Raw genomic sequence first — 19,629 nt, forward strand, 5'->3', positions numbered from 1 at the left:
GCAGAAAATAAAAAATGGGTAAGCTACTTTTATCGCACCGCTACAACCTTTTACCCTTGCTGTGTTCCCACCCTGGGGGAGTTCAAAGGGAGCTGGTCGTAAAAGACTTACCCGCCACAAAGATAGAAAAAAGTTTAATTTCTGAATTAAAAGATGAAATATGGCTCAATTTTAACTTCATTAACCTGATAATCAATAACAATATTTTCAGATTTAGTTAATAATCCGGCTGCTGTCGAACTTTAAACTTTTGTATAATTTCCATTTGTCACCGGGTTTTAGCGTTTCGCGTTCCAAAATATGCAGGGTATCTACTAAAAATTGTTCCTCATATTTTTCGCAGTAGAAACGCGGCCACACTTTATAAAACTCATCTACCATAATAGTTTTAGCCACGGTGATGTGAGGGGTTACTGTTTGATTATGCTTTAAGCAGCGCCGTAAATCCAACAACCAATTGTCTACTTTATATGTACTTTTTATGGCAGCGTACATGGTCATACGTTCATCAGGATGAACGAAGTATTTAAAATTATCTATCTGTAAATTGATACAAGGTATACGTCGTATCTCCGCTTCAAGAGCATCTATGAAGGTTTCAATCATGTACGGTTTTTGCCGGTGATAATGTGCTATTGAAATGTGGGCCTTTGAGCCGGCGCTCGGAAAATCATTAATGTAAGATTTAGTTAAAAGCTTACAAAGGCGGATAGTGTCAATTACCCGCTCGCCTGGTGATAGGAGCAAAAAATAGTCTTTATAACCTGTCATAAGTTTGTCGAATTGAGCGGCCAAATTGCTAAATATATTAGCATTTTACAAATAGAATTTGTAAATTTGTTAGGTGAGTACTAAGCGATATATTGTACATATTGATCTTGATTCTTTCTTTGTTTCCGTAGAGCGGAAGTTTAACCCGAAGTTGATTGGTAAGCCTGTAATTATTGGCGGCTCGGCTGATCGGGGAGTAGTGGCTTCCTGCAGTTATGAGGCACGCCAATTCGGGATACATTCTGCCATGCCGACTAAGCAGGCTTTGCAGCTTTGCCCACGTGCTATTTTAATTAAGGGCACGCATGGCCGTTATTCTGAAGCGTCAGCACAGGTAACTAAAATTATTGAGGATGCCGTGCCTCTGTATCAAAAATCATCGGTTGATGAATTTTATATCGATTTAACCGGTACAGACCGCTTTTATAATCCTTATCAGATGGCTACCGAGCTTAGGCAGAAGATTATTAAGGAAACTGGTCTTCCCATTTCATTCGGAATGGCTTCCAGTAAAACAGTGGCTAAAATGGCTACCAATGCAGCCAAACCTAACGGGCAACTATACATACCACACGGACACGAAAAAGCCTTTATGGCCCCTTTTCATATCTCCAAAATACCGATGCTGGGTGAAAAGGCCTGTGAGAAGCTGCATACTTATGGCATTGATAAGATACGCGATTTGCAGAGGGCAGACTTGCGCTTTTTGCAAACCTTGTTCGGCAAAAATGGATTGATGATTTGGGAGAGGGCCAATGGGTTGGATGATGCAGAGGTCTCTCCGCACAGCGACCGTAAATCAATTTCTACTGAGCATACTTTTAACCACAACACTACCAACGCAAAAACCCTCGAAGCTATATTAATATCCATGGCCGAGGAACTGGCTTTTAAGCTGCGGTCTGAAGATAAGCTGGCTTCGTGTTTGGCTATTAAAATCAGGTATGCCAATTTTGAAACGCATACTTTTCAGCAAAAAATAGGATACACAGCAGCCGAGCATGTTTTACTGCCCGGTATTAAAAACTTGCTGCAGAAAGCCTGGAATGGTAAACGCCCTATACGCTTAATTGGCGTAAAGCTGAGTCAGCTATGCTCAGGCAACTATCAGATCAACTTATTTGAGGATGATGAGCAACAGTTGAAGCTTTACCAGGCATTGGATAGTATCAACTTTAAATACGGCAACAAAACAGTTTGCCGTGCTGCCGGAATGGAAATCGGGCAACGGAATTTCAATCCGTTTTTAAAGAATTAAAAAAGGCATAATAATTAATATTATGCCCTTTTTTAATCGATTCTTAGTTATTGTGGCAACTTAACTTTGTATACCATGTAGGGTGATGTACGCTTGTTTACACCATTGTTATAATCAGGCTGTTTATTTATTTGTGATGTAGTGATGTATAAATATCCGTCGTTAGAAATGGAATAAGTATCGGGCCAAATTAACTGTGAGCTTTTGAACCATGTAGTTGCTTTTAAATCGGGGCTTACTTTTACCATGCGGTAGTTAACCATATCGCCGAGGTAAAGGTTGCCTTTCTTGTCGAAAATCATACCATCGGTATTTACAATCTCTCCCAGGTTTTGCACTTCACCGGAAAGTTGTTGCTTAGTCAGCTTTTCATTCAACAATGATGAAGTTTTAATGCGGTATAGAATCTTATCATTAATGGTTTTGTAATACAACCAATCGGCATTGGGCGTTAAAGCAATACCATCGGAGTTAAACTTAGCTGGTTGGCCTTGCTTTTTAAATTCTTTGCCATCAATAATAAATTTATGGTTAGGGTCTGGCAGGGTAGACTTGTCAGCCTGCAAAACCTGGCGGGATTTGCCGGTTTTTAAATCCAGTATCACAATGCCACCAGTGCCAGAATTGGTGAGGTAAGCTACTTGTTTTTTAGTATCTACCCTGATATCATTTAAATAACTGCTATTATCAATGGTACCCTGAAAGCGATATGTTTGCACGGGTTTGTTGGTCTTCAAATCAAACTTGACCACTTTAGCGCTATTACCCACAACTTTGGCTAAAAACGGTGCGGCAGGATCAACGATATATAAAAAGTCGTTATCATCTACATAAGCCGTTTGTACACAAACCCATTTATTCATACCATCTTCGCCTTTTTTCCAGCTGTTCATGGTAGCATCGGGGTAGGGCTTGGCAGTTCCGTTAGGCAGCACTTCCACCACCGCATATTTATATGTATTTGACCAGTAGGGATAGGTAACAAATACCCGTCCGCTTTTAGATACGGCAACGCCGGTGAACTGGTAGGTATTGTCTGAGTAAACTTTTTGCAATTGAGGTACTTGCGCCTGCGCGCGCTGCGTTTTTGAAGCCATCCCGGCAACAGAAACAGCAGTCATGAGGTAGATGATTAGCTTTTTCATAAAGCTAATAACTTAAGTTGAAGTTAAAAGTTTCTAAGTAAGCCCTCAATCGGCAATTGTAACCCTTTTCCAGTATTTTCGAGTTGTTTATATCACTTTATTATCGCCATAACTTAGAAAATTCTAACCATGAAATAACTAAGCTATGGCGGTATAAAGGAGAATCAGATATTTAGCATTGTTACTACGCGCCCAATATTTCTATAAATCAAATAACAGCTTTCTTATTTATTTCGAAAGCTGCTTATAAGTGAATTTAAAAATTCAGTAATTCCTTTTAAACATGAATACTGCGCAGATACTTATAACTGGCGGTCATGCTACCATATGGATCAGCCGGCATATCATGCTCAATAAAAAAGTATTTCATGCCTGCGGTGGCGGCCTGTGCAAATACCGGTTTGTAATCTACGATGCCTTCTCCGGCAGGTACAATAGTGGTTAAATCTTTTTTCAGGTTTTTGATATGCCACAATGGGAATCGCCCCGGGTGCTTTTTAAACAGCGCTACAGGATCTGCGCCGCCTTTAACTGACCACACCACGTCCAACTCCATCTTCACATGCTCAGGATGGGTTTCGGCCAGAAATATATCATATGGCACTTTACCATCAACTTTCTTAAATTCCATATCGTGGTTGTGGTAACAGAACTGTATACCTGCCTTTTTACATGCCTCGCCTGCCTTATTCAACAAGGCCACCGCCGATTCAATATCTGCCATAGTCTCGAAAGGCAAACCACCTGCGCATACCAGATAGGGAACACCGCCTTCAGCCATATCATCTACAATTTGCTGCATGTTTTCGCGCAAATTGAACACCTTGGGCATCACCATCGGCTTACCATCAGCGCCTACCGGCATTTTTGTTCCGGGAGGCAACTTAAAAGGCTGGCCAATTACATGATGTGATTTCCAGGAAAGGCCTAAGCCGCCCAGCATCTGCGCAAACGATTTCGGTGTATAGCCATAGTATGGACCTTTGCTGCTGTAAGCAGACTCTATTTCTTTAATACCGATACCAGCTACCTTTTTCAGATTACCCACCACATCGTTATCAATCACATTAAACAAGGTGAAAAGCTGTAAACCAATTGGATGTGGCGCTGCACCAGCGGCCAGTGCAGAAGCAGCACCCGGCAATACAACAGCTGCAGCCGCAGCAGTACCGGCAGTTTGAATAAATTTTCTACGGTTGATCATAATTGAGGTTGAATTGATTGGTTTAAATTTAACGATTAACCGTAATTAAGTATAATAAATATGTTTTTTGATGTAAACAAAATACGTATAATCAACAAAGCCCTGTAATTTTCATTGCAGGGCTTTGTAAATATAGATTAAATACTGTTTAGCGACCGCCGCCACTCATTGATTTCAATTCTTCTAAAGTGATTTTGTCAAAATCAGCAGGGATGGCAAATGTACCTTTAGGTACAGTTTGCTCGGCAATTGATTTTAAAGTCACTTCGGTAGGGCGGCCCATTTGTACGGTAGTAAATTGTACAGGAAAGCCACCGGCACCAGCGAAATATTTAGACAGTGTGTTTGATGGAGCCGAGATATCTGTTGTTACCCAAGCTGCATAAGAAGCGTTATCTTTAGCATCTTTCACCATTACTTTTTTACAATTGAAACCGCTGATTTGCTTGGTTTCATTAGTAGGAGTAAAGCTGAACTTTGGTTCTTGCGCTTTAGCATCTTCCAATTCGGCAGGGGTGGCAACTGCTGCCTTTTTGATAGAGGCAATCGGCACATCTACCAATACGGCAAGAAATGAAGAATTTGCAGTACCAATGATTTTGATACTTGCCGGGCCCTGACTGAAAGAATATGCACTTGAATCGCCTTTGAAGTAAGTTTTGGCTTCAACGTTCTGACCTGCAGTAGAAACATTGTAAGTAGCCACGCCTTCAGTATACTTTTTTTGTGCGCTGGCTGATAATGCAGCAGCTGATAAAGCTACGCCTAAGGCAATGTTTAAAAATTTTGGAGTCATTGTTTTGTGTTTTGTTTTTGCTTGATTTTTAAAAATACAAGTATCAAATTTATCCCTAAGTTAATACTTTATTAATTAGATGCAACCACAAATGATTTGTTACGCTTTAAGCTTATAAAAATTTTATGCTGCTTTTCTGCTTCTTTCCTGTAACGTTCAATAGTTTGGTTCGAATTATTTGCACCTGCTATCACCGTGGTATAGATATAGCTATGTGCCAAAAGGTTTAAAGTGTATTTGGGCGAGTTTGTAATATAAAGATATTTAATTTTAACAGGATTTTGCAACGGCTGATAATGAAAAGAAGTATCTGCAATCAAAACTGCGTCAGTTATAAACTGAACATAATTTCCCTTTTTCCTGCAAATTGATTCGCTTACATTTTGTAATTGATTTACCACCGTTGTATGTTCAATCCTGCAGCTATCCAGATAGGGTTTCAAAGAATACAAGTATGCTTTATCATTCGTGTTCAAATCGGTAATGAGCACGCCTTTTTTGCCCGATTTAAGCAAAATTCCGGTATGATGTTTCAGATTGAAAAATGTAATATAACGAGATGATACAGCCTGATAATTTTTGAAAGCAGCTGTAATAAACAATACAAGTACACAAGCCAGGGTTGCTAATATGGTGCGGGCGTTACGTTGGTGTAGTGCAAGTATTATACACAACATTAGCACAACCAAAAACACCAGTTCCATTTCTGTAAACCATAAGCCGTTAATACTGGCAAATGGTAAACTTTCAATGTAAATAAGACAAATATTCATCCAGGTAATTACACACTTCAGTAACCAACCTAGTCCTGCCGCTATAATGCGAATTTGATAGAAAATCAGGTAAGCTCCACCAGCCACCATAATAATTTCGGTAGGTATAATGATGAGGAGATTGCTAATCAGGAAATAAATCGGGAATTGATGGAAGTAATAAACGCTTAATGGAAAAGTGGCCAGTTGCGCAGCAATTGATGCGGAGTTGACCAGCCAGAATTTATTAAGCCATTTATTGTCAAACTTAAACAGCTTGTAAATAACCGGCTGAAACACAAATAGCCCAAATACAGCACAATAGGAGAGCTGAAAGCCAACATCGGCCAGCAGGAGCGGCTGAAAGAGTAACAGAACGAATGCCGAGGCGGCTAACAAGTTCAGGCTACTTACCTGCCTGAAAAAGGTTCTACCTAAAATGTAAAATGTAATCATTAAAGCGGCCCTGCATACGGCAGGTGAAAATCCGGTAAGCAATGAGTAAGCCCAAATCAAGGCAACAGTTATTACAGCACTCCAAATATGGCCATAGTGGTAAGCTTTTAACCAGCTTAACAGCACCAAAATTAATGCATAGATAATGGCCACATGCGCACCCGAAACCGACAGTACATGTAAGGTTCCGGTTTTAGAGTAAGCTTGTATTATATCATTACTTAAATCTGCTTTGTAGCCTAATATAAGGGTAGAAGCTACTGCCGCAGCGCTGCTATCTTTAATACCTGCTTTAAAATGCTCTACACATGTTCTTCGAAGGTTTAGCGCATAAGCTATCAATGGATTGCCGGCGTTTCCTTTTATCATGCGCACTTCGCGAGGGTCGATGAACGCCTGGTAATGAATATTTTGATAAGCCAGGTACTGTTTATAGTTAAATTCAGCCGGATTGTAAGGAGCCGGAACAACATTAAAGTTGGCTTTGATCAAAAGCTGATCACCATAATTTAAGCCGGCAGATTTTTTTGATGCGGGAATAATAACCAGTAAATGACCTGATGCTTCTTTAGAATTTTTCTTTATAACGGTTTGTTTTACTGTTGCTGCAAAGCGGATATATCTGCCGCTTAGTTTGGGCTCATTACTGATTTGTATCAGCAACTGGTCGGCCTTGCGGTTGGCGAAAAAGGCAGTCTCGTTTAGTTCGCTGGCTTGCAAAGCAGCGATGTATCCCCCCATGAACAAGAACAAGGTTAATAACAGCCCACCCAGCCATTGCCTGCCCTTATCAATCTTCAGATGACGATATGCGATATTAAGGCTAATGAAAAACAGAGCTGATAAGCCGGCAAGAAGATACAAAAGGAGAGAAGTTGCATTCGGCCAAGCCCACAAATATGTGCTGATACCCGATACAAACGGCAGTAATAAAAATAAAAAGGGATGTTCGGTTTTAAGCCGGGTAAGCATGTAAAAGGCGTAGCGGTTGCAGGCAGCAATATAGGCTTTTCAGCCCACACCTTATAACTGATCGCGCACTTCGATCAAAAAATTACGCAAATGCTCTAATGCGCTAATTACGCTTTGCTGGTCTTTAGCGGTACCGATATTACCTTTTAAATGCTCTTTGGCACCATTTAATGTATAGCCTTTTTCGCGTATGAGATGGAAGATGATTTTTAAATTTTCTACATCCTCGGCAGTAAAGTAACGATTGCCCTTTTTATTTTTTTTAGGTTGCAGGATATCAAACTCTTTCTCATAATACCTTAACAAGGACTGGTTCACGTCAAACATGGCGGATACTTCGCCCATGGTATAATACATTTTATTAATGTCGCGTTCTTTGTAAGGCATATTGCAAAAGTATATTTTTTGCAATAAGGACGAAAAAATAAAAAGGCAAAGTCCACACCAGTAGCAATGGTTTCTGTTCAAAACATCATTTGATGAACACATCAACTAATCGTTATCTTTGACCGCCATGAATAAAAAGAACATTGCTTTAATTGCCGGCGGATATTCCGGAGAATACGAAGTTTCGATCAACAGCGCTAAAAACATAGCGGCTAATTTAGATGCCGGCAAATACAATGTTTACACTATACTGATCACCCGCGACCGTTGGTTCTATCAGGCCGAACATGAAGTAGTGGATATTGATAAAAACGATTTTAGCATAACACTTAATGGTAATAAAATAAATTTTGATACTGCTTTTATTACCGTACACGGCACTCCGGGCGAAGATGGTAAGCTGCAAGGTTACTTTGATATGCTGGGTATACCTTATAATACATGCGATGCTACTACATCTGCCATTACCATGAACAAGGCCTACACCAAGACCATTGTTCATACCATTAAAAACCTACATACTGCACGCTCTCTGCAACTGTTCAGGAAAGATATTCATGATATCGCTACAATTACTGCCGCATTGCATTTCCCGTTATTTATTAAGCCTAACAACGGAGGCAGCAGCGTAGGCATGAGTAAAGTGCATTATGTGGCTGCTTTGCCTGCAGCACTTGAGAAAGCATTTCATGAAGATGAGCAGATATTAATTGAGGAGTTTATACAAGGCCGCGAGTTCAGCATAGGCATTGCCAGCCTTAACGGTAAAGTTACGGTACTGCCGCCTACAGAGATTATCAGTTCAAAAGAGTTCTTCGATTACGAGGCCAAATATACACCTGGCGTGTCTGAAGAGATAACACCTGCAAATATCGAAACGGAAAAACTTGAGCAAATACAAGCTATAGTTAAAGAAGTATACCTGCGCCTGAATTGCCGTGGCATGGTAAGGGTTGATTTCATTCTACAAGAAAATACTAACGATTTTTATTTTATAGAAATCAATACTACCCCCGGTCAATCGGCTAATAGTTTGATACCTCAACAGGTAAGAGCAGCCGGTATGCAGGTGAGTGATTTTTACGAAGCTATTGTAGAAGGTTCAACAGGTCATTAACAAATTTATATGGAATAATGCTCGATGATATCTTCGGGCACTTTTGCCCCCCGGCCGGTTTTCATGTCAATCATGGTATAGTCAAACCAGCCATCACAGCATACTTTTTTGGTAGCCTTATTGGTGATCGTAAAAGCTACGCGGCAACCTTTCTCATTAATTTCGGCAATGCCGGTGCGTACTAAAAAATAATCGCCCATCACCAGCGGGCGTTTGTAGTTTACATGCGCGGTGCGCACCACCCAGCCAAAACCACGTTCCATAAACTTTTCCATAGCCATGCCGTAACAGGTATCCATCTGCTCGTAGCGGGCCGCCAGCACATAATCAAAATATTTACTGTTATGCACATGCTGAAACATATCTATATCATCGGGGCGCACCCGGTGCTCGGTTTCAAATGTGGTGTATGTTTTAGGCGTTGTTTCCATTCGTTAAGTCAAAAGTAAAAATTCAAAAGTCTAAGTGGCTTTATTTTCATAAATCAATTTACCTCATTCACTATTGCATGTTCGCATATATTTGCTTACCTTCGCGCACAATTAATTCAATTTATTTACGCTTTAATATTATTCAGGTAATGTATTTAAGTAAAGAAGCGAAAGCAGAAATTTTCGCACAACATGGTAAAGGTGCTACCGACACTGGTTCGGCAGAAGGACAGGTTGCATTGTTCACCACCCGTATTGCTCACTTAACCGGCCACTTAAAGTCAAATCGCAAAGACTTTAACACCCAGTTATCACTGCAAAAACTGGTAGGTAAACGTCGTGCATTATTGGCCTACCTTTACAAAAAAGACATCGGAAGATACCGTGCTATCATCAAGGCTTTATCGCTGCGTGATATCATTAAATAACGCTTTCCAGTTTTTAATAAAAAGCCATTTCTTATTTGAAATGGCTTTTTTACTTTTGCTAACAAGTAAAATAACATAAACAACCGGTGTGCTCTGAAAGATGAAAAGCACATCAATAATTAATTACAAATGAGTTACAATGCAATTAAAAAGGTATTCGATATAGGTGACGGCCGCACCATTGAGATCGAAACCGGTAAACTGGCCAAACAAGCTGATGGTTCAGTAGTGGTAAAAATGGGTGATACCATGTTACTGGCTACTGTAGTATCATCTCCCGAAGCAAAAGAAGGAATTGATTTCCTGCCTTTATCAGTTGACTATCAGGAGAAATATGCATCAACCGGACGTATTCCGGGTGGTTTCCTGCGCCGCGAGGCACGTTTATCAGATTATGAAATCCTGATTTCCCGTTTGGTTGACCGCGCCCTGCGCCCCTTATTCCCAGAAGATTATCATGCCGACACACAGGTAATGATTTCTTTAATCTCTGCCGATAAAAATATTATGCCTGATGCACTGGCTGGTTTAGCCGCCTCTGCAGCGCTGGCTGTTTCTGATATTCCGTTCAACGGCCCAATTTCTGAAGTTCGCGTAGCTAAGATTGATGGCAAATTAGTCATCAACCCATTACTGAGCGATTTGGAACGTGCTACATTAGAGTTCATCGTAGCCGGTTCTGAAAACGATGTAAACATGGTGGAAGGTGAAGCCAAAGAAATCCAGGAGGATGAAATGGTTGAAGCCATCAAATTTGCGCATGATGCCATTAAAATCCAGGTACAGGCGCAGAAAGAACTGGCTGCCGAAGTAGGTAAAACCGTTAAACGTACTTACAGCCATGAGCATAGCAATGAAGAACTGAAGAAACAGGTTTACGAAAAAACCTATAATCAGGTATATGCTATTGCCAAAGCTGGTTCAAGCAAAAACGAACGTGGCGAGAAATTCAAAGAAGTTCGTGATTCTTTCATTGGTACTTTAGGTGCTGATATTGATGATGTGACCAAAGGCTTAGCCAAAAAATACTTCCACGATGTGCAGTATGATGCCATTCGTAATTTGGTATTAGATGAAGGTATCCGTTTGGATGGCCGCAGCACAACGCAAATCCGCCCCATCTGGAGCGAGGTAAGCTACTTGCCGGCAGCGCACGGTTCGGCGGTATTCACCCGTGGTGAAACCCAATCATTAACAAGCGTTACCTTGGGTGCAAAAACTGATGAGCAGATGATTGATGGTGCGTTTATTAACGGTTACCAGAAATTCATTTTGCACTATAACTTCCCGGGCTTTTCTACCGGCGAGGTTCGCCCTAACCGCGGCCCGGGCCGTCGCGAAGTTGGTCATGGTAACCTGGCGCAGCGCTCATTAAAACGCGTATTGCCACCAGATGATCAGAACCCATATACAATCCGTATAGTATCTGATATTTTAGAATCAAATGGTTCTTCTTCTATGGCTACGGTTTGTGCGGGTACACTAGCGTTAATGGATGCAGGTATTAAAATTTCTGCGCCTGTTTCAGGTATTGCCATGGGTTTAATCACCAATGCTGAAGGCAGCAAATACGCTGTACTTTCAGACATTTTGGGCGATGAGGATCACTTGGGTGATATGGACTTCAAAGTAACCGGTACTGAAAAAGGTATTGTTGCCTGCCAGATGGACTTAAAGATCAATGGATTATCATACGAAGTATTAGCAAAAGCTTTGGATCAGGCAAAGGCAGGCCGTTTACACATTTTGAACGAGATGAGCAAAACCATCAGCGCACCTCGCGAAGATTATAAAGAATTTGCACCGCGCATTGTTCAATTAAAAATTGATAAAGAGTTTATTGGTGCAGTTATAGGCCCTGGTGGTAAAATCATTCAGGAAATGCAACGTGAAACCGGTGCTACTATCAATATCGAAGAGGTAGATAACCAAGGTATCGTTCAGATTTTTGCGGCTGATAAGGCTTCAATCGATGCCGCTGTTTCACGCATCCGCGCCATTGCTTCTAAACCAGAAATTGGTGAAGTATACGAAGGTAAAGTTAAAACCATTATGCCATTTGGTGCATTTGTTGAAATTATGCCAGGCAAAGATGGTTTACTGCACATTTCTGAAATTGACCACAAACGTTTGGAAACTATGGACGGAGTGTTCGAGGTAGGCGAAATAGTGAAAGTAAAATTATTGGATGTGGATAAGCAAGGAAAATTAAAGCTTTCAAGAAAAGCCTTGATACCAAAGCCACCACGCCCTGACCGCCCTGATGCGCCAAAAGCAGAGCAAAATAATGCTTAATTTTTAAACATATTAAATAATAACCCTGAGTATATCGGGGTTATTATTTATTTTAGGAACTTAAAATATTTTCAGATTTAAACATTTGTATGTAAGATAAGGCAAGAAACATTTACCACATCCGTTCCTACTACTGAAAAACATGACATCCTCTACCAATGATCCATTGGATTTTTTGGACAAAAACGCTGCTGGTACCAACAGTGAACAAGCTGATTTAATCCAGTCGTTACTGTACGAAATTATCCGGGTGAAAGAATTAATTAAATATTATGAAGCTATACCGAATGGCGCCGGCCAGTTAGGGGCTTCTATTCTGACTGAGCTGGTATCTGAAGCTTACAATTCTCTCGTGAATTATGATACCGAGCTAATGCGCAAATATTATGATTTGCTTCAAAATTGCGATTAATATCTTTGTTGCTATAATTTAGTTTTATCCTTCCTGTTCTGTGTATTGTGCCTATATTTGAGGGCATGAAGCACCTGATTGCACCTTCCATATTAGCCGCTGATTTTGCAAACCTGCAGCGCGATGTGGAACTCATCAACCAAAGTGAAGCCGACTGGATCCATGTTGATATTATGGATGGCATCTTTGTCCCTAACATCTCATTCGGCTTTCCGGTAATGCAGGCCATCAAAAAACATGCAACCAAACCGTTAGATGTCCATTTAATGATTGCAGACCCTGATCGTTACCTTCAGCAATTTGCTGATGCCGGAGCAGCGGTAATTACAGTACACCTCGAAGCCTGTAACCACTTGCACCGCACCATACAAGCCATAAAAGATTTAGGATGCAAAGCAGGAGTAGCACTCAATCCGCATACTTCCGTTTACCAGTTGGAAAACATTTTGTCGGATTTAGATTTGGTACTCCTGATGTCTGTTAATCCCGGTTTTGGTGGTCAGAAATTTATTAACACTACTTACCGGAAAATACACCAGCTTACCAGCATGTGCAGCGAATACCGCCCCGATTTACTGATTGAGATTGATGGTGGTGTGAATCAACAAAATGCCACCTCTCTGGTAGAGGCAGGGGCAAATGTATTAGTAGCCGGCAACTTTGTGTTTGCAGATGCTGACCCTAAAGCTGCCATATCGAGCATTAAACATTTAGGATAAGCATCCAATTTTGGATCTGCTATTATCTTTTAATAAAAAGCTACCAACTTAGTAGTTTAAATATCTAAATTCGGCTGCTGCAGATAATGGCGGCAGGTTTGATATAATCACTAAACTAATATCGTACTATATGAAACACAATTTTGGAGCCGGCCCTGGTATATTGCCGCAAGAGGTACTAAAACAGGCTGCTGAAGCTGCTGTTGATTTTAACGGAATCGGCTTGTCCATTTTGGAAATTTCACACCGTTCAGCTGAGTTTGAAGCCGTGCTTGATGAGGCCGTTGCTTTGGTAAAAGAACTCCTTGAAGTACCTGAAGGTTATTCTGTTTTGTTTTTACAAGGAGGAGCCAGTACCCAATTCGCTATGGTTCCATATAACCTTTTGCCCGAAGGTGGTAAAGCCGCTTACCTTGAAACCGGCGTTTGGGCCAACAAGGCAGTTAAAGAGGCCAAATTTTTTGGTTCAGTCCAAATTGTGGCTTCATCAAAAGAAAGCAACTTTACCTACATTCCAAAAGACTATGAGGTGCCGGCTGATGCAGCTTACTTCCATATCACTTCGAACAATACCATATATGGTACCCAGTTGCAACAGTTTCCAACTTCACCGGTGCCGATGGTGTGTGATATGTCTTCCGATATTTTCAGCCGCAAAATAAACGTGTCCGATTTTGGTTTGATCTATGCCGGTGCACAAAAAAACATGGGTCCGGCTGGCGTAACGTTGGTTGTTGTAAAAGACGATGTATTAGGCAACTCAGACCGTAATATCCCGGCTATGTTCAACTACCAGGTGCAGGCTGAGGGAGGCTCCATGTATAATACGCCGCCGGTGTTTGCCATTTATGTTTCGATGCTTACCCTGCGTTGGTTAAAAGCCAAAGGTGGCGTAGAAGCTATCCAACAAGAAAACGAAGCCAAAGCGCAGGCCTTGTATGCCGAAATTGACCGCAACCCACTGTTTAAAGCGGTAAGTATGCCGGAAGACCGCTCACGCATGAACGTATGTTTTGTGGCAGAGAACCCAGAACTGGAAAAGCCGTTTTTGAAATTGTGCGATGAAAAAGGCATTGTAGGCATTAAAGGCCATCGTAGTGTGGGTGGTTTCCGTGCGTCCATTTACAATGCACTGCCGCTAAGCAGCGTGCAGGTGCTGATTGATACCATGAAAGAATTTGAAGAAAAGAATAAATAATAGTTAGCCCCCTCCGTGAACATCAAGTTCCCCCTTTAGGGGGCGGAGGGGCTTATCATTTTAACAACCATGATCAGAATATTAGCCAACGATGGCATTGACCCGGTAGGAAAGCAAATGCTGGAGGCCGCAGGTTTCGAAATAGACACGAATACTATACCTCAGGCTGAACTTGCAGATAAGTTGCAGCACTATGATGGCATTACTGTACGCAGCGCCACCAAAGTACGAAAGGAATTAATAGATGCCTGCCCTAACCTGAAACTGATTGGCAGGGGCGGTGTTGGTATGGATAATATTGATGTAGAATACGCCCAACAAAAAGGCATTGGCGTTTACAACACACCAGCCTCGTCATCATTATCGGTTGCCGAACTGGTATTTGCGCATTTATTTACCGGAGTACGTTTTCTGCAAGACAGTAACCGCAAAATGCCGGTTGAGGGCAACACCAAGTTTAATGACCTTAAAAAGGCGTATGCCAAAGGCATTGAGCTAAGAGGAAAAACCTTGGGCATCATTGGCTTTGGCCGCATTGGCCGCGAAGTAGCCAAAATTGCTTTAGGCGTAGGCATGAAGGTATTAGCATTTGATTTGTATCCTTTTGCGCATGAATTGGAATTGATTTTGGGAGCGGATACTACGGTTAAGGTTCCGGTTACCGCTGCATCAGTTGAAGATATTATCACATCAAGTGATTTTATCACCCTGCATACACCTTTTATTGACCAGCCCTTATTAGGTGCAGCAGAATTTGAAAAAATGAAGAAAGGGGTAGGAGTAATTAATGCTTCGCGCGGTGGTTTGATTGACGAAGCTGCGCTGATTACTGCTTTAGATAGCGGTAAACTTTCTTTTGCCGCGCTTGATGTGTTTGACAATGAGCCCACACCAAGCGAAGATATTTTGAAGCATCCTAAAATTTCCTTAACGCCGCACATTGGTGCCTCAACTAACGAAGCCCAGGAGCGGATAGGAGTTGAATTAGCAACATTGATTATTGATCATTTCAAGAAATAAAAAAAGGCCGCTTTTATAAGCGGCCTTTTTTTATGAACAGAAAATTTGGTTACATGCTGATGTTATAAGAGCCAACCATTCTTGTTTCTTTAAAATCACCATCTATTACCTGTGCATCAAAAGTTCCTTGCATACTGCCGCGCGTAATATTGATGTAATTGTATTGAGTAACTTTTGTTTTACCAGTATTGATGAACGAAGCTCCCTGATAATGTACAGAGCCAATGGTTAACACTATGGTACTGATATTTTGAACGCCAACTTTACCATCATCTGCCACGAGGACAAAAGAATCCGTACCGCCTAAATTAAAAGCCGAGATACCAATTTCACCTGGCAACGTAGCCGAGCCGGTAGTAAGGCCGAATGCCAGAAGATAAGATGGAGATTTCAAAGTATAGGTTTTATTTTCTACTTTAATCACTATCGTGTTAGTAGGCCCTATAGGCACACCTCCATCTCCGGTGTTCGAGCTGCTTCCTGATGATGAACCTGTGCCGGTGCTACCAGTATTATCAGCACTGCCGCCTGTATTGCCGCCGCCACTAGTTGTTCCGCCGCTGTTAGTATCGGTAGAACCTCCACCGTTAGTTGTAGTCCCGCCTCCGGATGTTCCGGTTCCGCTTGTTTCGCCAGCTCCGGTTGGCCCGGTTCCGGCATTCATAGCTGGAATATCTTTGCTGCTAATTTTAATATCGCCATTGGGGTTGGGATTATTTTTTGAACATGAGCCCAAAAAAATAATGGCTGCAAAAGCCAGCCTACGCACCCTTGTGTGAAAGATGAGCATGTTGATAAGGATTTAGTTTTGAATATACGAATATATATACAAGCTTGTATTTATACAAATCCCTTATGAAGTTACTCAAATTGTTACAAAAGGATATTATAGCAAATATGCAATATCTTTTTCGGGTATTTCAACGGTATAACCCTCCTGGGTTAAAGTATCACTTAAAGCATCCATACTTGATGGCTCACCATGTACTAGAAATACTTTTTTTAAATGCTGAGGTTTGTGCTGCTTTACAGTATTCACCAAATCTTCATGGTCGCCATGTGCACTCAATAAATCAGTTTGTTTAATGGTAGCATATACTGCCAGTTCACGGTCTTTGATATGCACAATTGGGTCGCCGCGCAATAAACGGTGGCCTAATGTGCCTTTAGCACAATAACCGATGAACAGAATTGTACAATAATAATTAGAGATATTATAAAATAAGTGATCCTGTATACGCCCACCCTCCAGCATACCTGCTGATGATATGATGATACATGGCTCGAAGTAGTTGGATATTTGCTTACTGTCTTTTAAAGTTTCTACATACGTCAGGTTATCAAACTCAAACTCATCGCCTTTGTGCTGATAAAATGCCTGTGCTTCCTCATTAAGTAAGTGATGATACTTCCTGAATACATGTGTAGAGGCAGATGCCAGCGGACTATCTACAAAGACTTTAACCGGGGGCAAGCGCCTTTCGGTAAAAATTTTGTTTAAAGTATATACCAATGATTGTGTACGGCCAATACTAAATGCAGGGATAATCATGCGGCCCTGTTCTTTGATGCAGGCCTTTTCAATCATTTCTACCAACACATCCTCAATGGTTTTACCTTTGGTGTGTAAGCGGCCTCCATACGTACTTTCAGTCACCAGGTAATCCACCGGCAGCAACGGTTGAGGGTCGTTGAGTACCGGGTAATTGTGGCGGCCAATATCGCCTGTAAAAGCGATGGTTTTCTCTTCGCCCTGATCATTGATTTTTAGTACAGCAGCGGCGGCTCCCAGCAAGTGGCCAACCGGTATAAAAGTAAGTTCAACATCGCCATTCAGTTTAAATGGTTTGTTAAAGCCAATGGTTACAAACCGTTCCACCGTATCCATCACATGCTTTTGCAGATACAAAGGCTGGTTACTGCCGCTATTGAACTTGCTACGACCGTGCTTGCGCCTTTTATGCTGTTTGTGCATAAAAATACTCACCGAGTCCATCAACAGCAGTTCTGTTAAGTCGGCAGTGGGCGGGGTGCACAAAATCTGCCCCTCGAAGCCTAAACGCACCAAGGTAGGCAAGTTGCCTGAATGGTCAATATGTGCATGCGTCAAAATCACCACATCAATTTCTTCCGGGCGAAACGGAAAGTTCTCGTTGGCTTGCGTATTGCGGTCTTTTTCATAATCCAAGCCGCAATCAATTAATATTTTATATTGGTTCACCTCCAGCAAATGCATGCTGCCGGTTACCTGGCGGGCTGCCCCGTGTATAGTTAGTTTCATTAAAATTTAGTTCATTAGTCCACTGGTTCATTAGTTTACTGGTATTCCACCTAATGAACTAATAAACCAGTGAACATATCTAATTTGTTTCAAACTGTAACTGGCTCAAATACCTGTACAGTCCCGATTGATTGTTCATTAATTCTTCATGCGTACCACTCTCCAAAATTGTACCTTTTTCAAGCACAATGATTTTGTCGGCCTCACGTATAGTAGATAGGCGGTGGGCAATAATAATGGAAGTACGGTTTTTCATTAGTTCCTCTAAAGCTTCCTGCACCAAACGTTCAGATTCCGAGTCGAGCGATGAAGTAGCTTCATCCAAAATCAGTATGGATGGATTTTTTAATAATGCCCTCGCAATGGCAATGCGCTGTCGCTGACCGCCTGATAATTTAACGCCACGTTCGCCCACAATGGTATCATAACCTTCAGGAAAAGAAGTAATGAATTGATGGGCGTTTGCGCGCTTGGCAGCCTGTTCAATTTCTGCTGGCGTAGCATTGCGTTTTCCGTAGGCAATGTTTTCGGCAATAGTGCCGCCAAAAAGCAGTACATCCTGGGGCACTACTGCTACCTGGTTACGAATATCAGTAAGTTGGTAATCATGTGCAGGCACACCATCAAACAGCAGCTCTCCGTTTTGCGGAAGATAAAATTGCAAAATGAGTGCCGCCATAGTAGATTTACCCGAACCACTTGGACCTACAATAGCAATCTTCTGTCCGGCATCAGCAGTAAATGAAACGTTATTTAACACTGTAATTTCGGGGCGGGAAGGGTAATGAAAGTTAACATGCTGAAACTCTAAATTACCTTGAATTGGCTGCTGAATGGCGTTATCAGCTTCATGGATAGACACCGGCTCGCCGGTTTCACCCAAAATTTCGAGTACACGCTCACTGGCACCTACTGCCTTTTGCATATTGGCATACAGTTCCGGAAAGCTGCCCATAGCCGCAGCAACAAAAAGCGAATACAGAATAAACGTAGTCAAGCTACCTACTGATAACTCACCATTGCTTACCAGTATGGAACCGTACCATATAACGCCTACTATAGCGCCAAATAAGCAGAACACAATAAAAGAAGCAAACACCCCTCTGAACTTGGCACCTTTTACAGCAATGGCAACCACATCGCGCAAATTACGATCATACCTGCCGGCTTCATACGCTTCATTCACAAATGCCTTTACATTAGCAATTCCTTGTAAAGTTTCTTCAACTATGGTATTAGACTCAGCCAGTTTATCTTGCGCCTGGCGAGATAGTTTGCGAATAAAACGCCCAAAGAAAACAGCAAAAGCAATCAAAAAAGGTAAAATAACCAGCAGCGATAAAGTAAGTTTTACCGATACAATAGCCAATAGCGTAATGCCACCCACCATTAAAATCAACTGCCGGATCATCTCGGCAAGGGTAGTAGTAATGGCATCCTGAATTTGGGATAAATCTGCGGATATGCGGCTGTTCAATTCACCAACACGTCGGTTGGAAAAAAAGTCCATAGGTAGTGTAACCAATTTAAAATAAGTGTCGCGCCGGATGTCTGCCAGCGATCTCTCGGCCACCTGCACAAACCAAACTACCCTGAAAAATGAAACGAAGGCCTGGATAAATAAAACTCCGAATGCCAACAATCCTATACCATTTAAGGTAACCGGTAAAAAAGCATATTTGTGTTTTCCCTGAGCAGCATCTATCAAAGCACCTAAAAACGCTGGAAACGCCAATCCCACCAAACTTGATAAAAACAGGAATACCATACCAGCAATAAATTTATTACGGTAAGGTTTTACATAGGATAATAACCTGCTGATATTCTGCAGGCTCTGCTTATTTATTTTGGCTTTGGGCAATTCCTTTTCCGCCGCATTTCCACTATTTAACCGAGCTCTCGCCATTAATTATTTTGTAAGTAAAACATGTAAAGATAACGTATTCAGCTCCGCTATTTGTTTAAGCTTTGAGAACTTGACGTAGAT

18 protein-coding genes and 1 other RNA gene are annotated in these 19,629 nt (G+C 41.5%); 8 read left to right on the forward strand and 11 right to left on the reverse strand.

Translation table 11 applies throughout. The features are described 5' to 3' along the window. Positions 1 to 13 precede the first annotated feature (13 nt). Positions 14 to 113: signal recognition particle sRNA small type (ffs, locus tag ACYVNW_RS05320), an RNA gene on the reverse strand. A gap of 100 nt (positions 114 to 213) precedes the next feature. Continuing rightward, the gene (locus tag ACYVNW_RS05325) at positions 214 to 771 is read right to left on the reverse strand and encodes a 2'-5' RNA ligase family protein (protein WP_460678807.1); all 558 of its coding nucleotides are present in this window, start codon (positions 769 to 771) and stop codon (positions 214 to 216) included. 73 nt (positions 772 to 844) lie between these two features. Between ACYVNW_RS05325 and dinB the strand changes: the two genes are divergently transcribed. After that, positions 845 to 2,029 (forward strand): DNA polymerase IV, encoded by a 1,185-nt coding sequence (dinB, locus tag ACYVNW_RS05330; RefSeq protein WP_460678808.1) that lies wholly within the window; start codon positions 845 to 847, stop codon positions 2,027 to 2,029. Positions 2,030 to 2,076: 47 nt separating this feature from the next. Here the strand turns inward: dinB and ACYVNW_RS05335 are convergent, their stop codons facing one another. From ACYVNW_RS05335 to ACYVNW_RS05355, 5 genes are all read right to left on the reverse strand, one after another. After that, positions 2,077 to 3,174 carry an L-dopachrome tautomerase-related protein gene (locus ACYVNW_RS05335; protein WP_460678809.1) on the reverse strand — a complete coding sequence of 366 codons (1,098 nt, stop codon included), beginning with the start codon at positions 3,172 to 3,174 and terminating at the stop codon, positions 2,077 to 2,079. 277 nt (positions 3,175 to 3,451) lie between these two features. Continuing rightward, positions 3,452 to 4,378 (reverse strand): sugar phosphate isomerase/epimerase family protein, encoded by a 927-nt coding sequence (locus tag ACYVNW_RS05340; protein ID WP_460678810.1) that lies wholly within the window; start codon positions 4,376 to 4,378, stop codon positions 3,452 to 3,454. A gap of 148 nt (positions 4,379 to 4,526) precedes the next feature. Continuing rightward, entirely contained in the window at positions 4,527 to 5,174 is a 648-nt protein-coding gene (locus ACYVNW_RS05345) for a hypothetical protein (protein ID WP_460678811.1), read from the reverse strand. A 71-nt stretch (positions 5,175 to 5,245) separates the two neighbouring features. After that, positions 5,246 to 7,354 (reverse strand): ComEC/Rec2 family competence protein, encoded by a 2,109-nt coding sequence (locus ACYVNW_RS05350; RefSeq protein WP_460678812.1) that lies wholly within the window; start codon positions 7,352 to 7,354, stop codon positions 5,246 to 5,248. A gap of 51 nt (positions 7,355 to 7,405) precedes the next feature. Beyond that, complete coding sequence (locus ACYVNW_RS05355; RefSeq protein WP_460678813.1) at positions 7,406 to 7,741, reverse strand: MerR family transcriptional regulator; 336 nt, start codon at positions 7,739 to 7,741, stop codon at positions 7,406 to 7,408. Positions 7,742 to 7,868: 127 nt separating this feature from the next. Here ACYVNW_RS05355 and ACYVNW_RS05360 point away from each other — a divergent pair, with 127 nt between their 5' ends. After that, positions 7,869 to 8,858, forward strand: coding sequence for a D-alanine--D-alanine ligase (locus tag ACYVNW_RS05360; RefSeq protein WP_460678814.1), 990 nt, complete (start codon positions 7,869 to 7,871; stop codon positions 8,856 to 8,858). A gap of 5 nt (positions 8,859 to 8,863) precedes the next feature. On the opposite strand, the gene ACYVNW_RS05365 is transcribed toward ACYVNW_RS05360, so the two are convergent. Further along, positions 8,864 to 9,289, reverse strand: coding sequence for an acyl-CoA thioesterase (locus ACYVNW_RS05365; protein ID WP_460678815.1), 426 nt, complete (start codon positions 9,287 to 9,289; stop codon positions 8,864 to 8,866). A 149-nt stretch (positions 9,290 to 9,438) separates the two neighbouring features. On the opposite strand from ACYVNW_RS05365, the gene rpsO reads away from it, so the two are divergent. The 6 genes from rpsO (at position 9,439) to ACYVNW_RS05395 (ending at position 15,361) form a co-directional block, all read left to right on the forward strand. After that, entirely contained in the window at positions 9,439 to 9,717 is a 279-nt protein-coding gene (gene rpsO / locus ACYVNW_RS05370) for a 30S ribosomal protein S15 (protein ID WP_460678816.1), read from the forward strand. Between the two features lie 129 nt (positions 9,718 to 9,846). Continuing rightward, entirely contained in the window at positions 9,847 to 12,012 is a 2,166-nt protein-coding gene (gene pnp, locus ACYVNW_RS05375; protein WP_460678817.1) for a polyribonucleotide nucleotidyltransferase, read from the forward strand. A gap of 142 nt (positions 12,013 to 12,154) precedes the next feature. Further along, positions 12,155 to 12,424 (forward strand): hypothetical protein, encoded by a 270-nt coding sequence (locus ACYVNW_RS05380; protein ID WP_460678818.1) that lies wholly within the window; start codon positions 12,155 to 12,157, stop codon positions 12,422 to 12,424. Positions 12,425 to 12,489: 65 nt separating this feature from the next. Continuing rightward, positions 12,490 to 13,143 (forward strand): ribulose-phosphate 3-epimerase, encoded by a 654-nt coding sequence (gene rpe / locus ACYVNW_RS05385; protein ID WP_460678819.1) that lies wholly within the window; start codon positions 12,490 to 12,492, stop codon positions 13,141 to 13,143. Positions 13,144 to 13,273: 130 nt separating this feature from the next. After that, positions 13,274 to 14,341 (forward strand): 3-phosphoserine/phosphohydroxythreonine transaminase, encoded by a 1,068-nt coding sequence (gene serC / locus ACYVNW_RS05390; protein WP_460678820.1) that lies wholly within the window; start codon positions 13,274 to 13,276, stop codon positions 14,339 to 14,341. 69 nt (positions 14,342 to 14,410) lie between these two features. Next, the gene (locus ACYVNW_RS05395) at positions 14,411 to 15,361 is read left to right on the forward strand and encodes a D-2-hydroxyacid dehydrogenase (RefSeq protein ID WP_460678821.1); all 951 of its coding nucleotides are present in this window, start codon (positions 14,411 to 14,413) and stop codon (positions 15,359 to 15,361) included. 49 nt (positions 15,362 to 15,410) lie between these two features. Here ACYVNW_RS05395 and ACYVNW_RS05400 read toward each other — a convergent pair whose 3' ends face one another. From ACYVNW_RS05400 to ACYVNW_RS05410, 3 genes are all read right to left on the reverse strand, one after another. Then, positions 15,411 to 16,151, reverse strand: a complete 741-nt coding sequence (locus tag ACYVNW_RS05400; RefSeq protein ID WP_460678822.1) for a hypothetical protein — start codon at positions 16,149 to 16,151, stop codon at positions 15,411 to 15,413. 96 nt (positions 16,152 to 16,247) lie between these two features. Further along, positions 16,248 to 17,642: an MBL fold metallo-hydrolase RNA specificity domain-containing protein gene (locus ACYVNW_RS05405; protein ID WP_460678823.1), complete on the reverse strand. Its 1,395-nt coding sequence runs from the start codon at positions 17,640 to 17,642 to the stop codon at positions 16,248 to 16,250. Between the two features lie 79 nt (positions 17,643 to 17,721). Beyond that, a complete protein-coding gene (locus ACYVNW_RS05410) occupies positions 17,722 to 19,548 on the reverse strand; it encodes an ABC transporter ATP-binding protein (protein ID WP_460678824.1) in 1,827 nt (608 codons plus the stop codon). Positions 19,549 to 19,629 lie beyond the last annotated feature (81 nt).

It is taken from the genome of Mucilaginibacter koreensis (assembly GCF_054783355.1).

Excerpts from the sequence above, each read along its gene's own strand:
- ACYVNW_RS05325 (WP_460678807.1), bottom strand. The coding sequence starts at position 771 with ATGACAGGTTATAAAGACTATTTTTTGCTCCTATCACCAGGCGAGCGG.
- ACYVNW_RS05335 (WP_460678809.1), bottom strand. The coding sequence starts at position 3,174 with ATGAAAAAGCTAATCATCTACCTCATGACTGCTGTTTCTGTTGCCGGG.
- ACYVNW_RS05340 (WP_460678810.1), bottom strand. The coding sequence starts at position 4,378 with ATGATCAACCGTAGAAAATTTATTCAAACTGCCGGTACTGCTGCGGCT.
- ACYVNW_RS05345 (WP_460678811.1), bottom strand. The coding sequence starts at position 5,174 with ATGACTCCAAAATTTTTAAACATTGCCTTAGGCGTAGCTTTATCAGCT.
- ACYVNW_RS05350 (WP_460678812.1), bottom strand. The coding sequence starts at position 7,354 with ATGCTTACCCGGCTTAAAACCGAACATCCCTTTTTATTTTTATTACTG.
- ACYVNW_RS05355 (WP_460678813.1), bottom strand. The coding sequence starts at position 7,741 with ATGCCTTACAAAGAACGCGACATTAATAAAATGTATTATACCATGGGC.
- ACYVNW_RS05360 (WP_460678814.1), top strand. The coding sequence starts at position 7,869 with ATGAATAAAAAGAACATTGCTTTAATTGCCGGCGGATATTCCGGAGAA.
- ACYVNW_RS05365 (WP_460678815.1), bottom strand. The coding sequence starts at position 9,289 with ATGGAAACAACGCCTAAAACATACACCACATTTGAAACCGAGCACCGG.
- rpsO (WP_460678816.1), top strand. The coding sequence starts at position 9,439 with ATGTATTTAAGTAAAGAAGCGAAAGCAGAAATTTTCGCACAACATGGT.
- pnp (WP_460678817.1), top strand. The coding sequence starts at position 9,847 with ATGAGTTACAATGCAATTAAAAAGGTATTCGATATAGGTGACGGCCGC.
- ACYVNW_RS05380 (WP_460678818.1), top strand. The coding sequence starts at position 12,155 with ATGACATCCTCTACCAATGATCCATTGGATTTTTTGGACAAAAACGCT.
- rpe (WP_460678819.1), top strand. The coding sequence starts at position 12,490 with ATGAAGCACCTGATTGCACCTTCCATATTAGCCGCTGATTTTGCAAAC.
- serC (WP_460678820.1), top strand. The coding sequence starts at position 13,274 with ATGAAACACAATTTTGGAGCCGGCCCTGGTATATTGCCGCAAGAGGTA.
- ACYVNW_RS05395 (WP_460678821.1), top strand. The coding sequence starts at position 14,411 with ATGATCAGAATATTAGCCAACGATGGCATTGACCCGGTAGGAAAGCAA.
- ACYVNW_RS05400 (WP_460678822.1), bottom strand. The coding sequence starts at position 16,151 with ATGCTCATCTTTCACACAAGGGTGCGTAGGCTGGCTTTTGCAGCCATT.
- ACYVNW_RS05405 (WP_460678823.1), bottom strand. The coding sequence starts at position 17,642 with ATGAAACTAACTATACACGGGGCAGCCCGCCAGGTAACCGGCAGCATG.
- ACYVNW_RS05410 (WP_460678824.1), bottom strand. The coding sequence starts at position 19,548 with ATGGCGAGAGCTCGGTTAAATAGTGGAAATGCGGCGGAAAAGGAATTG.